This window comes from Methylobacterium sp. 88A (assembly GCF_000376345.1).
In the GTDB taxonomy this organism is placed as follows: domain Bacteria; phylum Pseudomonadota; class Alphaproteobacteria; order Rhizobiales; family Beijerinckiaceae; genus Methylobacterium; species Methylobacterium bullatum.
The window spans coordinates 3,627,485-3,641,230 of sequence record NZ_AQVT01000001.1 but is presented as its reverse complement, the minus strand read 5'-3'; the positions used below and the strand labels follow the sequence as shown (position 1 = coordinate 3,641,230).

Here is a 13,746-nt window from a genome sequence, read left to right as displayed (position 1 = left end):
GCGGGCTCCTCAGGATGAGGTCGTGTGTTGGATCAATCTATTGGTCCTACATAACGACGAACATATCGTGAACCAAGACCGGTCAGGATTTCGTAGCCGATGGTGCCGGCGGCGTGGCCGACACTGTCCACGTCGAGGGAATCACCGATCAGGATCGCGGGTTCGCCGCGACGGGCGCTGGGCGCGTCGGTGACGTCGAGGATGATGAGGTCCATGGAGATCAGGCCGACGATGGGGCAGGGCACCCCGCCGACGAGGGCGTGGCCGCGACCGCTCGCCGAGCGCGGATACCCGTCGGCATAGCCGATGGAGAGGGTGGCGAGCCGTCGCGGGCCGGGGGCGGTCCAGCGGGCATTGTAGCCAGCGCCATCTCCGGCCGCGACGTCGCGGACTTGCGCGATCGCCGCTTCGAGGCGGACGACCGGCCGCATCGGGTTCGGCCGCCACGGGGTCGGGTTGCCGCCGAAGATGGCGTAGCCCGGCCGGAGCAGGTCGTTGGCGACGCCCTCGCCGAGATAGCAGCCGGAGGAATTGGCGAGCGAGCCCGGAATGCCGGGATAGGCCCGCAGAACGTCCCCGAACGCCTCGCACTGGCGCCGGTTGATCGACTCGTCGGGCCGTTCGGCGCTGACGAGATGGCTCATGAGCAGGTCGATCCCGGCCGCTTGGATGAGCGGATCGCCGGCGAGCGCCAGGGCTTCGGGGACGGTCAGGCCGAGGCGGTTCATGCCCGTATCGACGTGAAGGGCGGCGGGAAGCGGCCGGCCCATCTCCGCCCCCAGAGCAGCCCATTCGTCGAGTTCCTCGCGCGATCCGAGGACCGGGCGCAGGGCGTGCGCGGCGAGGACGGGGCCGCTGCCGGGCGTGAGGCCGTTGAGGACGTAGATCGTGGCCGCGGGCAGGGCGGACCGGGCGACCGCGCCTTCGCTCGCATGGGCGACGAAGAACGTCCGGCAGCCGGCCCGCCACAGGACCGGCGCGACCTTCACCAGTCCGCAGCCATACGCATCGGCCTTGACCACGGCGGCACAGGGGATGTGCGGCGCCTGCGCGCCGAGCCGACGCCAGTTCTCGGCGATGGCCGCGAGGTCGATGGTGAGGTGGGCGCCGTGGATGGCGGCCTCCGGATGAGCGATCGACATTGCCGGGTCTCGTTCGAGCGCGGTGATGGGGCAGTCTCCGCTGCCTGCAAATCTCATGTGAGGAACCGGAGTCTACCGTCTCGCGCAGGGTGAACCATAGAGGCGACGGTCTCTGTAGCGCCCTTGCCACCCCCTCGCGGGGCTAAAGGATTCCCATCCGCTCTTTCAAGCGGACCGCGTCCCCCTCCCTTGCGGGGAGAGGTTAGGAGTGGGGGTGGTTGGGTGACCCTCACTCGGCTGGCACGGCACCGATCACATGCGCTGCGGCATCCGGTCTTCGCTGGCCAGATCCGAGAACCGCGTGATGTTCGCATCGAACTGCAGCTCCACCGTGCCGGTGGGGCCGTGGCGCTGCTTGCCGAGGATCACCTCGGCCTTGCCGTGGACGCGGTTCATCTCCGCCTCCCAGGCGAAGAATTCCTCGGTGCCTTCGCGCGGCTTCTTGTTGTTGACGTAGTATTCCTCGCGGAACACGAACATCACCACGTCGGCATCCTGCTCGATGGAGCCCGATTCGCGAAGGTCGGAGAGCTGCGGGCGCTTGTCGTCGCGGTTCTCCACCTGACGCGAGAGCTGCGACAGGCCGATGATCGGTACCGCGAGTTCCTTGGCCAGCGCCTTCATGCCGGTGGTGATCTCGGTCATCTCCTGCACGCGGTTGTCGCTGCGCTTGCCCGAACCGGACAGCAGCTGCAGGTAGTCGATGATGAGGAGGTCGAGACCCTTCTGGCGCTTCAGGCGCCGGGCGCGGGCGGCGAGCTGCGCGATGGAGATGCCGCCGGTCTGGTCGATGTAGAACGGGATCGTCTGCATGTCCCTGGCGGCATCGGTGATCTTGTAGAAGTCCTCCGGCCGGATGTCGCCGCGGCGGATCTTGTAGGACGGCACGCCCGATTGCTCGGCGATGATGCGGGTGGCCAGCTGCTCGGCCGACATTTCGAGGGAGAAGAACCCGACGATGCCGCCGTTCTTGGTCTCGATCCGCCCGTCGGGCTGCTTCTCGCCCCGATAGGCCTTGGCCACGTTGAAGGCGATGTTGGTCACCAGCGACGTCTTGCCCATGGCCGGACGGCCGGCGAGGATGATCAAGTCGGAGGATTGCAGGCCGCCCATCTTGGCGTCGAGATCCGACAGGCCGGTGGCGATGCCCGAGAGCTTGCCGTCGCGCTGATAGGCCTTGGCCGCCATGTCCACGGCGGCGGTGAGCGCGTCGGAGAATTTCTGGAAGCCGCCATCGTACTTGCCCGATTCGGCGAGCTCGTAGAGCCGGCGCTCGGTGCCCTCGATCTGGTCGCGGGGTGAGGATTCCACCGGCGCCTCATAGGCGCCGTTGACCAGATCCTCGCCGATGGTGATCAGCCGGCGGCGAATGGCGAGGTCGTAGATGGTGCGGCCGTAATCGCCCGCGTTGATGACGGTGGTGGCCTCGGCCGCGAGGCGCGCGAGGTACTGCATCACCGTCTGGCCGCCGAGATCGGCGTCACCGAGATAGGTCTTGAGCGTGATCGGGGTCGCGAGCTTGCCGACCTTGATCAGCGAAGCGGCGACCTCGAAGATCTTGCGGTGGACGTCCTCCATGAAATGCTCGGGCAGGAGGAAGTCCGAGATCCGGTAATAGGCGTCGTTGTTGACGAGGATCGCGCCGAGCAGCGCCTGTTCCGCGTCGATGTTGTGGGGCGCGACGCGGAACTCCTGCGTGACGCTCTGGAGGTTTGCCGTCAGGGCGTTGGGCAGGGCCATGGGCTGACTCGAGGCTCCGACTTCTTCGACACCGTGCGGCGATTCCATCGCCGCATCATTTCGCTACCGCACGACCATGGCCCAGGCATGGTTAGCCGAACCTTAGCCGATTCGCGCGACGCGCTCGTCGCTTCCTCAATCCGACCACCTCATCCTGAGGTGCCCGCGAAAGCGGGCCTCGAAGGAGGGCTCCAGAACCCGACGCGCGAACTTGAGGCCTCCTTCGAGGCCTTCGCTGCGCTCCGGCACCTCAGGATGAGGTGATCGGACGGGACTGAGTACGTGTGACCGAACACGAAAAACGCCTGCCACCCCTTTTGGGATGACAGGCGCTATGCTGGAACAAATCAAGAACCAGTCAACCCCTTCGGGCGATGATCCCCGTTCTCCACCGGTCGTGGATGCGGCTTACTCGCGGTCGTCGCCGGCCTCGGCGAGAGCGGCCCCGACTTCGAGGCCGAGGTCGTCGAGGTTGAACGCCTCACGCTCAGTGGTCGATTCGCCGCGGGCCTGACGCTCGGCCTCTTCCGGCGAGCGGGCGACGTTGACGGTGACGGTGACCTCGACCTCGGGGTGCAGCACCACCGGCACAGTGTGCAGGCCCAGCGTCTTGATCGGCTGGTTGAGGGCGAACTGATCGCGGCCGACGGTGAAGCCCTCGGCGGTGACGACTTCGGCCAGATCGCGGGTAGAGACCGAACCGTAGAGCACGCCGGTCTCGCCCGACTGGCGGATCAGCACGAAGCTCTTGCCCTCGAGGGTCTCGGCGACGGACTGCGCCTCGCTCTTCTTCTCGAGGTTGCGGGCCTCGAGTTGGGCGCGCTGGGTCTCGAAGTGCTTCTTGTTGCCGGCGGTGGCGCGCAGGGCCTTGCCGCGGGCGAGGAGGAAGTTGCGGGCGTAGCCCGGCTTCACGTTCACGGTCTCGCCCATCTGGCCGAGTTTGGCGACGCGCTCGAGGAGGATGACTTCCATGATCTTGGTCCTTGCTGGGGTGGGGTGTGTTGGGAGAGGTCCGGCCGCGTGATGCGGGAGACGGGCCTCAGGTTCGTCCGGCGTCCTCCTTGGGACGGCGCCGGTTGAAGGCGGTGTCGGCGAGGCCGAACAGCGTCAGGGCGAAAAGAGCGACGCCCTGCGTGAAGAACAGGATCAGATAGAGCCCGAACAGAAGCGCGAGGCGACCGGGCCGGCCGCGGCTGCGATCGTGGAAGGCGGCGAGGCCCTGCATGGCGAAGGCGGCGGTCAGCGCACCGATGAGGCAGATGCCGAGGACGCCCGGATAGCCGGGCACCAGGGCCAGCACGAAGGCCGCTCCCAGGATGCCGAGGACGGAGCGCGGCATCGCGGTGGAGGGGATGTCGGGCCAGGGCCGAGGCAGGCGGCCGGAAATGCGCACGATCCGCCCAGCGGCCCAGAGATAGAAGGTGAGCAGCACGGCAAGACCCTGCGTCGCCAGTCCAGGGGCGATCGTCGCCAGGGCATCGGCCACTGCGTTCTGCTGGTCGGTACCGGGCTCGGCGGTGGGCGCCGTCTTCGCATCCGATTCCGCCTGGATCGCGGGCGTCTCCGTGGGCGGGGGATTCTCTACCCGTGAGGGATTCCCCGTCGTCGAAGGGTTTCCTGCAGGAGCGGAGGCCGGGGGCGTCGCACGGGTCTTGCCCTGCATCGTCACCAGCGTGCGCGTCATCCCGCGCAACTGGGTCTGGAACGTCTCGAAGTTCGGCGAGGCGATCACCGCGATGGCGACGAAGGCGAGCCCGGCCGTGCCGGCGGTCCAAGCGAGAAGCCGCCCGGTCGGGTACCATTCCATGGTGCCGTCGGCGTTCGGCCGCCCGAGGAGGGCGAGATAAGCCAGCCACCAGGCCGGCAACGCCAGATAGGCGAGGAAGCCGAGGCCGAGGAAGGGTTGTAGGAAGGCAAGCGCGACGGCGCCCGTGATCGCAGCGACGAGGGCGGCCTTGTGGCTCCAGCCGAGGCCCACGATCAGGATCGGGAGCGGGGCGAGCAGGTAGAGCACGATGGACAGCAGCGTGCCCTTCAGCAGGACGCCGAAGAGTAGTGCGGAGACGAGGCCCGCGCCGATGCCGATACCGAGAAACTGTGTCATCGATCCCGCTGTCCCGCTGTCCCCGAAAAGGGCAGGGTTAGAGGCGTTTCATTGCGCCCCAACGACGTCCGGCAGCGTGCTTGCCGCCGGCGTAGACTTCCCTCCGCCTTGTGGGGAGGGATCGAGGGTGGGAGTGGCGCCGCCAGCCTTCACAGGCCGAAGTCCACCCCCACCTCCGACTCCTCCCCACGAGGGGGAGGAGGGGACCTCTTGGAGAGGTCGAGGCTTACTTGATCACGTAGGGGAGGAAGCCGAGGAAGCGGGCGCGCTTGATCGCCTGGGCGAGTTCACGCTGCTTCTTGGCCGACACCGCCGTGATGCGCGACGGCACGATCTTGCCGCGCTCGGAGACGTAGCGCGACAGGAGCTTGACGTCCTTGTAGTCGATCTTGGGAGCGTTCGCGCCCGAGAACGGGCAGGTCTTGCGACGACGGAAGAAGGGACGGCGTCCGCCGCCCGCACCACCACCAGCGGCAGGAGCCGCACCAGGTCCAGCACCGAAACCCATGGCTTAGTTCTCCCCGCCGAAGCTGCGCTCGGGACGGTCGCCGCGATCACCGCGGTCGCCGCGATCCCGGTCGCCACCGAATCCACCACCACCGAAGCCTTCGTCGTCACGACGACGGCCGCGCTCACGATCCTTGCGGTCGTCGCGGTCGCGCTTCTGCATCATCGCCGACGGCTCGGACTCGAGCTCTTCGACGCGGACGGTCATGAAGCGCAGGACGTCCTCGGAGATCTGCATCTGGCGCTCCATCTCGGCGAGAGCCGCCGGGGGGGCGTCGACGTTGAGGAGCGTGAAATGCGCCTTGCGGTTCTTCTTGATGCGGTAGGCGAGGGACTTCACGCCCCACATCTCGATCTTCTCGACCTTGCCGCCATTGGCTTCGATGACGCCCTTGTAGGTCTCGACCATGGTCTCGACCTGCTGGGCCGTCACGTCCTGGCGCGCCAGGAAGACGTGTTCATAAAGAGGCATAACGGGCCCTTCATAGCAAAAGGGGCCCGACGGCACGGATGTGCGGGTGTCGATCGTCGGGCCGGTTCAACGCGTTTCGCCCGGCGCCAAGCCCTTCGAGCCGTTTGAAGGCCCGAGCGGTTGATCGAAGGCGGAGACACGGGACGATGGAGCGAACTCCGCATGCCAGACAAGCCGGCACCGTCCGTTCAGCCCCCAGCCGGAGCGAACACGAGTTGCGGCGCATAGACGAGTTCGGGCGGGATGGCAAGGATGGCGACACGGATGATCGCTCCGATCCCGGCGACAAGGAGGCCCGCGAATCGATCCGCATCCGGTGATAGAGGAGCGGCCGGAACGCGCACGCCACGTGGGAGGATCGCCGATGTCAGCTATGAAACGAGCCGTGGCCCTCCTGCTCTGTCTCATTGCGTCCGGCCCGGCCATCGCCGACGAGCCGGTGCTGCAGACGGTCGATTACGCCAACACGCGCTATTCGAAGCTCGACCAGATCGACGCCGGCAACGTGAAGCAGCTGCAGGTGGCCTGGACGTTCTCGACGGGCGTCCTGCGCGGCCACGAGGGTTCTCCCCTCGTCGTCGGCAGCATGATGTACGTCCACACGCCGTTCCCGAACATCGTCTACGCTCTGGACCTCGACAAGGACGGCGTGATCGTCTGGAAGTACGAGCCCAGGCAGGATCCGAGCGTCATCCCGGTGATGTGCTGTGACACGGTCAACCGGGGTCTGGCCTATGCCGACGGCGCCATCATCCTGCACCAGGCCGACACCACCCTGGTTTCCCTCGATGCCAGGACCGGCCGGGTGAACTGGTCCGTGAAGAACGGCGATCCGGCGGTCGGCGAGACCAACACCGCCACCGTGATGCCGGTGAAGGACAAGATCATCGTCGGCATCTCTGGGGCCGAGTACGGAGCCCGCGGCCATATCACCGCCTACGATGCCAAGACCGGGACACGGCTCTGGCGCGGTTACTCGACGGGGCCGGACGCGGACATGATCGTCGATCCGCAGAAGACCACCTCGCTCGGCCGGCCCATCGGGGAGAACTCGTCCCTCGCGAGTTGGGAGGGCGACCAGTGGAAGACCGGCGGCGGGGCGTCCTGGGGCTGGTACTCCTACGACCCCAAGCTCGACCTCATCTATTACGGCACCGCCAACCCCTCGACCTGGAATCCGACGCAGCGTCCCGGCGACAACAGGTGGACGACGGCGATCGTCGCCCGCAACCCGGATACCGGCATGATGCGATGGGTCTACCAGATGACGCCCCACGACGAGTGGGACTACGACGGCGTCAACGAGATGATCCTCACGGATCAGACGATCGACGGCCGGACGCGTCCGCTTCTCACCCATTTCGACCGCAACGGGTTCGGCTACACGTTGGACCGGAGCACCGGCGAACTCCTGGTGGCGAAAAAATTCGATCCGGCGGTGAACTGGGCCACCGGGATCGACATGGACGAGGGCTCGGGCCGTTACGGGCGCCCCCTGGTCGATCCGCGCCGTTCACCCGATAAAACGGGAGAGGACGAGACCACCACCGGCATCTGCCCCGGCGCCATCGGCGCCAAGAACGAGCAGCCGGCGGCGTATTCGCCGATCACCCGGCTCTTCTACGTGCCGACCAACCACATCTGCATGAGTTACGAGCCGTTCCACGTCACCTATACGCCCGGCATCCCCTACGTCGGCGCCACGGTGACCCTGCAACCGACCGAGGATGGTCCCGAGACGGGCCGGTTCATCGCCTGGGACGGTGTCGCCGGAAAGGTCGTCTGGTCGAACACCGAGCCGTTCTCGGTCTGGTCCGGCGCCCTCGCCACGGCCGGCGGCGTCGTCTTCTACGGAACGCTGGAAGGCTACCTGAAGGCCGTCGATGCGCGCACGGGCCGCGAACTCTACCGCTTCAAGACCCCGTCGGGCATCATCGGCAACGTGACGACCTACCTCCATCGCGGCCGGCAATACGTCGCCGTGCTCTCGGGCGTCGGCGGCTGGGCGGGGATCGGGCTTGCGGCCGGTCTCACCGACCCGGCGGACGGGGCCGGGGCGGTGGGCGGCTATGCCGGCCTGTCGCGCTACACGGCGCTGGGCGGACAACTCACGGTCTTCGCCCTTCCCGAATCGCGGGACTGACGCCTCAGGAGACGCTCGTCACGCCGTCGCGGGCTCGGAGGGCGGCCACGATCTCGTCGAAGCTCTTCTCCGGTATGTGGACGTAAGACACGTCGATCGTGTCGATGCCGTCCTCCGCCGTCGGCTGGGCGACGAACTGGAGGAGGCGGGAGGCATAGGAACCGGACAGGCCGCGCAGGACCTCGAGGGTGATCGTGCCGCGCCTGGCCGTGATGGTGAGGGTGCGGGTCTGCGCCCGCTCGCGATAGCGCGCCTCCAAAGGTTTCATCCCCGCCAGGATCAGGAGGACGATGGCGGTGGTCGCGATCGCCGCCACGTAGAGGCCCGTTCCCGCAGCCAAGCCGATGGCGGCCACGGCCCACAACCCCGCCGCCGTGGTGAGGCCCTTCACCATTTCTCCGCGCAGCATGATCGTGCCGGCACCGAGAAAGCCGATGCCGGACACCACCTGCGCCGCCATGCGAGAGGGATCGAGGGAGACGTTCGGCGTACCGAGAATGTCCGAAAAGCCGAAGGCCGAGACGATGACGATCAGGCAGGAGCCGACGCAGACCAGCATGTGCGTCCGCATCCCCGCTGCCCAGACGAGGCGCTCACGCTCGAAACCCACGGCGCTGCCGAGCAGCGCCGCGAGGAGAAGACGGCCCAGGATCTCGAAATTGCCGATCACGCGCAGTCCATCCGCTCAGAGCCCGTCGGTCGCTCCTAAGCAGTGACGGGGACGGCGACAATCCTGACGCCGTCCCTGTTCACCCGTCGATGGGCCTATTTGTCGGGCTTCTCGGAAATGATGGCGCCGGTCCTCGGATCGGCGTGGAACTCCATCTTCACGCCGTTCTTCATGCCCTCGCCCTCCCAATGGCCGTCATCCGCCTCGAACTCGGTGATGTCGGTGTAACCGGCGGCCATCAGCTTCTGCTTGACCTGCTCGGCCGGCATCCAGTCCGCACCGGGCTTGTCGGCGAGAGCGATGCCGGCGGACCCGGCGGTGAGGAGCAGGGCGAGGAGCGCGGGTTTCAAGACTCTCATGGGGTTCCTCCAAGATTTCGTTTGCCGTCTAAACGCAAACATCTGCCCTGGTTTCCCGGTTCCGGCGACGAATCACCTGAGGGAGGCGGCGATCGCCTGCTGGATGCCCAGGATGTCGGCGCCGCGCTTGAGCGTCTTCCTGATCGGCTCCGGCCGGCCGGAGACCCAGATCGCCAGCTCCGAATCGAAGTCGAAACTGCCCGCCGTCTCCACCGAGAAGCAGGTGATCGCCCGGTAGGGCACGGTCATGTAGGCGACCTTGCGCCCGGTCATGCCCTGCTTGTCCACGAGGATCAGCCGCCGGTCGGTGAAGACGATGAGGTCGCGGATCACCCGGAAGGCGACCTGCACCGTCTCGCCCTGGGTGAGGATTCCCGCGAGGCTGTCGTTCACCTCCTGCGGAGAGAGGTCGCTGCCATGGCCGAACAGGCCGTCGAGAATTCCCATTGCGCCGCCTATCCCGAAAATGCCGCCTTGCCCCTATCTAGGGACGAGCCGGCCCGGCACATCCTCCGCCGGTCGTCCTTTTTCTCGGGACCCGCCTGCCGTCCGGAGCCGCATGATGTCCGCTACAACCCCCGTTCCCCTGCGCCTCGGGGTGAACATCGACCACGTCGCCACCGTGCGTAACGCTCGCGGCGGCATCCATCCCGATCCCGTCGCCGCCGCCCTGCTCGCGGTGGAAGCCGGGGCGGATGGCATCACCGCGCATCTGCGCGAGGACCGCCGGCATATCCGCGACGCCGATATCGAGGCGCTGATGACGAAACTCTCCGTGCCGCTCAACTTCGAGATGGCGGCCACCGACGAGATGGTGGGGATCGCCACCCGCATGCGGCCGCACGCCTCCTGCCTCGTTCCCGAGAAGCGCGAGGAGCGCACCACCGAGGGCGGCCTCGACATCGTCGGCCAGGCGGCGCACCTCGCCCCCCGGATCGCCGCCCTGTCGGCCGCCGGCATCCGCGTTTCGCTCTTCGTCGAGCCCGACGAGGCGGTGATGGACGCGGCACTCCGTCTCGAAGCACCCGTGGTCGAACTGCATACGGGGAGCTACTGCGAGGCCGTCGCCGAGGGCGACGGCGCGCGGGTGGCGCATGAACTCGCCCGCATCGCGCGGGCCGCCGATTACGGCTCGCGGATCGGCCTCGAAATCCATGCCGGGCACGGTCTCGCCCTCGACAGCGTAGGGCCGGTGGCGGCCCTGCCGCAGCTCGCCGAACTCAATATCGGCCATGCCCTCATCGGCGAGGCTATCTTCTGGGGGCTCGGCCAGGCGATCCGCGACATGCGCGCCGCGATGGATCGGGCGCGGGCGGGGATCGCCGCATGATCGTCGGCATCGGCTCGGACCTCTGCGACATCCGCCGGATCGAGCGGTCCCTCGCACGCTACGGCGAGCGGTTCACCCACCGGATCTATACCGATGGCGAGCGCGCGAAGTCGGAGGGCCGCGCCTCCCGCGCCCCGTCCTATGCGAGGCGGTTCGCCGCCAAGGAGGCCTGCGCCAAGGCCCTTGGCACCGGCATGAGCCACGGCGTGTTCTGGCGCGACATGGAGGTGGTGAGCCTGCCGGGCGGGGCGCCGACCCTGCATCTCACCGGGGGCGCCGCGGAGCGCCTGCGGGCGATGATTCCCGCCGGGCATGCCGCGAAGATCCACGTGACGCTCACCGACGATCCGCCCATGGCGCAAGCATTCGTGATCATCGAAGCCTTGCCCCTTCCGGCCGCGCATGCTGAGCCGGCGACCGCTCGCGTTGCGGCCCCCGACCGCATGGTCTAGACCGCCGGTCTTCACCGACAGTCGATCGGGTTCGCGCGTCGAGCCGGAGATTGCAGACAGATGGAACGAGCGCGCGTGGATCACCAGACGAAGCGAGACCTGAGGGCGGCCGATACCGGCGCCTGGGCGAGCATCAAGGAGACGGTCAAGGTCGGCGTCCAGGCGCTGCTGATCGCCCTCGTGGTGCGCACGCTGCTTTTCCAGCCGTTCAACATTCCCTCGGGGTCCCTGGTTCCGACGCTTCTCGTGGGCGACTACCTGTTCGTGTCCAAGTACTCCTACGGGTATTCGAAGTACTCGCTCCCCCTGAGCGAGTACCTGCCGTCCAAGGCCGATGGCCGGATCTGGGCGGCGGAGCCCAAGCGCGGCGACATCGCGGTGTTCAAGCTGCCGAAGGACAATGCCACCGACTACATCAAGCGCGTCATCGGCCTGCCCGGCGACAAGATCCAAATGAAGGCCGGCATCCTCTACATCAACGACGTGGCGGTGAAGCGTGAGCGCATCGCCCCCTACGAGACCACCGGTCCGTACGGCGAGGAAACGAAGGTCGAGCAATATACCGAGACCCTGCCCAACGGCGTCGTGCATCAGGTGATCGAGCGCGAGGGCGACAACGGCTACTGGGACAATACCGAGCCCTATTTGGTGCCGCCGGGCCGTTACTTCATGATGGGCGACAACCGCGACAATTCCACGGATTCGCGCGATCTCGCCAATGTCGGCTTCGTCCCGTTCGAGAATTTCGTCGGCCGCGCCGAAATGATCTTCTTCTCCATCGACGAGGGCACGCCCGCCTGGCAGATTTGGCAATGGCCGACGAAGGTGCGGTGGGGCCGCATCTTCAGCAGCATCCATTAGGACGATCGATCGTGGGTGAGGAGGCGCGTCCTTCCAGCCGGGCGCGGCGCGCACCGCGACCCAAGCCCGGCCTGAACGTGCTCGAAGAGCGGATCGGCCATGTCTTTGCCGACCGCAGCCTGCTGTCCCTGGCCCTGACCCATGTCAGCAAGGCCGGCGGCGGTGGACGGGTGGGAAGCTACCAGCGCCTTGAGTTCCTCGGTGACCGGGTGCTCGGCCTCGCCATCGCGGACCTCCTCTATGAAGCCTTTCCCCAGGCGGATGAGGGTGACCTGTCGCGGCGTCTCGCCGGGCTCGTGCGCCGGGAGACCTGTGCCGCGGTGGCGACGGCTTGGGATGTCGGGCCGCATCTCGCCCTCGGCCCGGGCGAGATCCAGAGCGGCGGTCGCCGCAACCAGACGATCCTGGCCGATGCCTGCGAATCAATCCTCGGCGCGGTTTTCCTCGATGCCGGATACGAGGCGGCCAAAGCCATCGTCCTGGCGGCCTTCGCGCCCGGCACCGACACGGCGGCGCCGCGCGGACGCGACGCGAAATCCGCCCTTCAGGAATGGGCGATGGGGCGCGCCCTGCCGATCCCGGTCTACGACGTCGTGGAGCGGTCCGGTCCGGACCACGCCCCCGTCTTCAGGATCGCCGCGCGTGTCGAGGGCCTGGAGCCCGGATACGGAACCGGCCCTTCGAAACGCCTCGCCGAGCAGGAGGCCGCCCGCCTCGTCCTCGACCGCGAGGTCCACGGTGTGAGCCAGCAGGCCGGCGCGCGCCCCCTCAACGGAATGGAGACGTCGGCGGACGTCGGTGAAGAAAGCGACTCCGATGCCTGACGACCACAACGATTTCGACGACGAGGACGACCTGCCCCCTCAGGCCCCGATGCCCGAGATCAAGCCGCTGCCGGTCATCCCGGCGGATTCGAGCGCGGGCTTCGTCGCCCTGATCGGCGTGCCCAATGCCGGCAAGTCGACCCTGCTCAACAGCCTCGTGGGCACGAAGGTCTCCATCGTCTCCCGCAAGGTCCAGACGACGCGGGCGCTGGTGCGCGGTATCGTCATGGAGGGCAGCGCCCAGATCATCCTGGTGGACACGCCCGGCATCTTCGCGCCCAAGCGCCGCCTCGACCGGGCGATGGTGCATTCCGCCTGGAGCGGGGCCGCCGATGCGGACGCGATCTGCCTGCTGGTCGATGCCCGCAAGGGCGTCACCGAGGAGGTCGAGGCGATCCTCGCCCGTCTGCCCGAGGTGCGCCGCCCCAAGGCGCTGATCCTCAACAAGATCGACCTGATCCCACGCGACCGGCTGCTGGCGCTTGCCGCCTCTCTCAACGAGCGCATCGCCTTCGCGCATACGTTCATGATCTCCGCGCTTAACGGCGACGGCATCGACACGCTGAGGAAGACCCTGGCCGGTATGATGCAGCCCGGCCCCTGGCTCTACCCGGAGGATCAGGTCTCGGATGCTCCGCTCCGCATGCTCGCCGCCGAGATCACCCGCGAGAAGCTCTACGACCGGCTCCACGAGGAACTGCCCTACCGCTCCACGGTCGAAACCGACCAATGGGTGGCGAAGACCGATGGCTCTGTCCGGATCGAGCAGACGATCTTCGTGGAGCGCGAGAGCCAGCGCTCCATCGTGCTCGGCAAGGGCGGACAGACCATCAAGGCGATCGGGCAGGCGGCGCGGCGCGAGATCGCCGAGGCGGCGGATCAGCCCGTCCACCTGTTCCTGCACGTCAAGGTGCGCGAGAACTGGGCCGACGACCCGGCGCGCTATCGCGAAATGGGACTCGAATTTCCGCGCGGCTAAAGGAAGGCCCTATGTCGCACGGCATGATCCGAGGTATCGGATACTCGTTTCATGCTGCGCCGCCGCATAAACCACAGTATCGTTTCGCGGAAGGTTGGGGTTCTCAAGGCGGAGTTGCAATTGAATGGCCTGCTTTGAATGATTCCGTACAGAACAGCTTGGC

Annotated in this window: 15 protein-coding genes; 6 read left to right on the top strand and 9 right to left on the bottom strand. The window is 67.2% G+C overall.

Features of this window, described 5'->3' with window-relative positions; translation table 11 throughout:
• Positions 1–32: 32 nt before the first annotated feature.
• The 6 genes from alr to rpsF form a co-directional block, all read right to left on the bottom strand.
• Positions 33–1,142 (bottom strand): alanine racemase, encoded by a 1,110-nt coding sequence (alr, locus tag A3OM_RS0117415; protein ID WP_018045053.1) that lies wholly within the window; start codon positions 1,140–1,142, stop codon positions 33–35.
• Positions 1,143–1,394: 252 nt separating this feature from the next.
• Complete coding sequence (locus A3OM_RS0117410) at positions 1,395–2,882, bottom strand: replicative DNA helicase (RefSeq protein ID WP_026176149.1); 1,488 nt, start codon at positions 2,880–2,882, stop codon at positions 1,395–1,397.
• Positions 2,883–3,290: 408 nt separating this feature from the next.
• On the bottom strand, positions 3,291–3,854 hold the full coding sequence (gene rplI, locus A3OM_RS0117405; RefSeq protein ID WP_018045051.1) for a 50S ribosomal protein L9: 564 nt from the start codon (positions 3,852–3,854) through the stop codon (positions 3,291–3,293).
• A gap of 67 nt (positions 3,855–3,921) precedes the next feature.
• The gene (locus tag A3OM_RS0117400; protein WP_018045050.1) at positions 3,922–4,986 is read right to left on the bottom strand and encodes a hypothetical protein; all 1,065 of its coding nucleotides are present in this window, start codon (positions 4,984–4,986) and stop codon (positions 3,922–3,924) included.
• 226 nt (positions 4,987–5,212) lie between these two features.
• Positions 5,213–5,494, bottom strand: coding sequence for a 30S ribosomal protein S18 (rpsR, locus tag A3OM_RS0117395; RefSeq protein WP_018045049.1), 282 nt, complete (start codon positions 5,492–5,494; stop codon positions 5,213–5,215).
• Positions 5,495–5,497: 3 nt separating this feature from the next.
• Positions 5,498–5,965 (bottom strand): 30S ribosomal protein S6, encoded by a 468-nt coding sequence (gene rpsF / locus A3OM_RS0117390; protein ID WP_018045048.1) that lies wholly within the window; start codon positions 5,963–5,965, stop codon positions 5,498–5,500.
• A gap of 373 nt (positions 5,966–6,338) precedes the next feature.
• On the opposite strand from rpsF, the gene A3OM_RS0117380 reads away from it, so the two are divergent.
• Positions 6,339–8,108 carry a PQQ-dependent dehydrogenase, methanol/ethanol family gene (locus A3OM_RS0117380; RefSeq protein WP_018045046.1) on the top strand — a complete coding sequence of 590 codons (1,770 nt, stop codon included), beginning with the start codon at positions 6,339–6,341 and terminating at the stop codon, positions 8,106–8,108.
• Positions 8,109–8,112: 4 nt separating this feature from the next.
• On the opposite strand, the gene A3OM_RS0117375 is transcribed toward A3OM_RS0117380, so the two are convergent.
• The 3 genes from A3OM_RS0117375 to A3OM_RS0117365 all read right to left on the bottom strand — a co-directional run bounded on the left by A3OM_RS0117375 (position 8,113) and on the right by A3OM_RS0117365 (position 9,584).
• A complete protein-coding gene (locus tag A3OM_RS0117375) occupies positions 8,113–8,778 on the bottom strand; it encodes an MgtC/SapB family protein (RefSeq protein ID WP_018045045.1) in 666 nt (221 codons plus the stop codon).
• A gap of 95 nt (positions 8,779–8,873) precedes the next feature.
• Positions 8,874–9,137, bottom strand: coding sequence for a PepSY domain-containing protein (locus A3OM_RS0117370; protein WP_026176148.1), 264 nt, complete (start codon positions 9,135–9,137; stop codon positions 8,874–8,876).
• A gap of 72 nt (positions 9,138–9,209) precedes the next feature.
• Positions 9,210–9,584, bottom strand: coding sequence for a PH domain-containing protein (locus A3OM_RS0117365; protein WP_018045043.1), 375 nt, complete (start codon positions 9,582–9,584; stop codon positions 9,210–9,212).
• Between the two features lie 115 nt (positions 9,585–9,699).
• Here A3OM_RS0117365 and A3OM_RS0117360 point away from each other — a divergent pair, with 115 nt between their 5' ends.
• The 5 genes from A3OM_RS0117360 to era are packed head-to-tail and all read left to right on the top strand — an operon-like array spanning position 9,700 to position 13,583.
• Positions 9,700–10,467 carry a pyridoxine 5'-phosphate synthase gene (locus tag A3OM_RS0117360; RefSeq protein ID WP_026176147.1) on the top strand — a complete coding sequence of 256 codons (768 nt, stop codon included), beginning with the start codon at positions 9,700–9,702 and terminating at the stop codon, positions 10,465–10,467.
• The gene (gene acpS / locus A3OM_RS0117355) at positions 10,464–10,919 is read left to right on the top strand and encodes a holo-ACP synthase (RefSeq protein ID WP_018045041.1); all 456 of its coding nucleotides are present in this window, start codon (positions 10,464–10,466) and stop codon (positions 10,917–10,919) included. The genes A3OM_RS0117360 and acpS overlap by 4 nt, the downstream gene beginning before the upstream one ends.
• Before the next feature lie 60 nt (positions 10,920–10,979).
• On the top strand, positions 10,980–11,780 hold the full coding sequence (gene lepB / locus A3OM_RS0117350; RefSeq protein WP_018045040.1) for a signal peptidase I: 801 nt from the start codon (positions 10,980–10,982) through the stop codon (positions 11,778–11,780).
• 11 nt (positions 11,781–11,791) lie between these two features.
• A complete protein-coding gene (rnc, locus tag A3OM_RS0117345) occupies positions 11,792–12,604 on the top strand; it encodes a ribonuclease III (RefSeq protein ID WP_018045039.1) in 813 nt (270 codons plus the stop codon).
• Between the two features lie 49 nt (positions 12,605–12,653).
• Positions 12,654–13,583, top strand: coding sequence for a GTPase Era (era, locus tag A3OM_RS0117340; protein WP_085984279.1), 930 nt, complete (start codon positions 12,654–12,656; stop codon positions 13,581–13,583).
• The last annotated feature ends 163 nt before the right edge of the window (positions 13,584–13,746 follow it).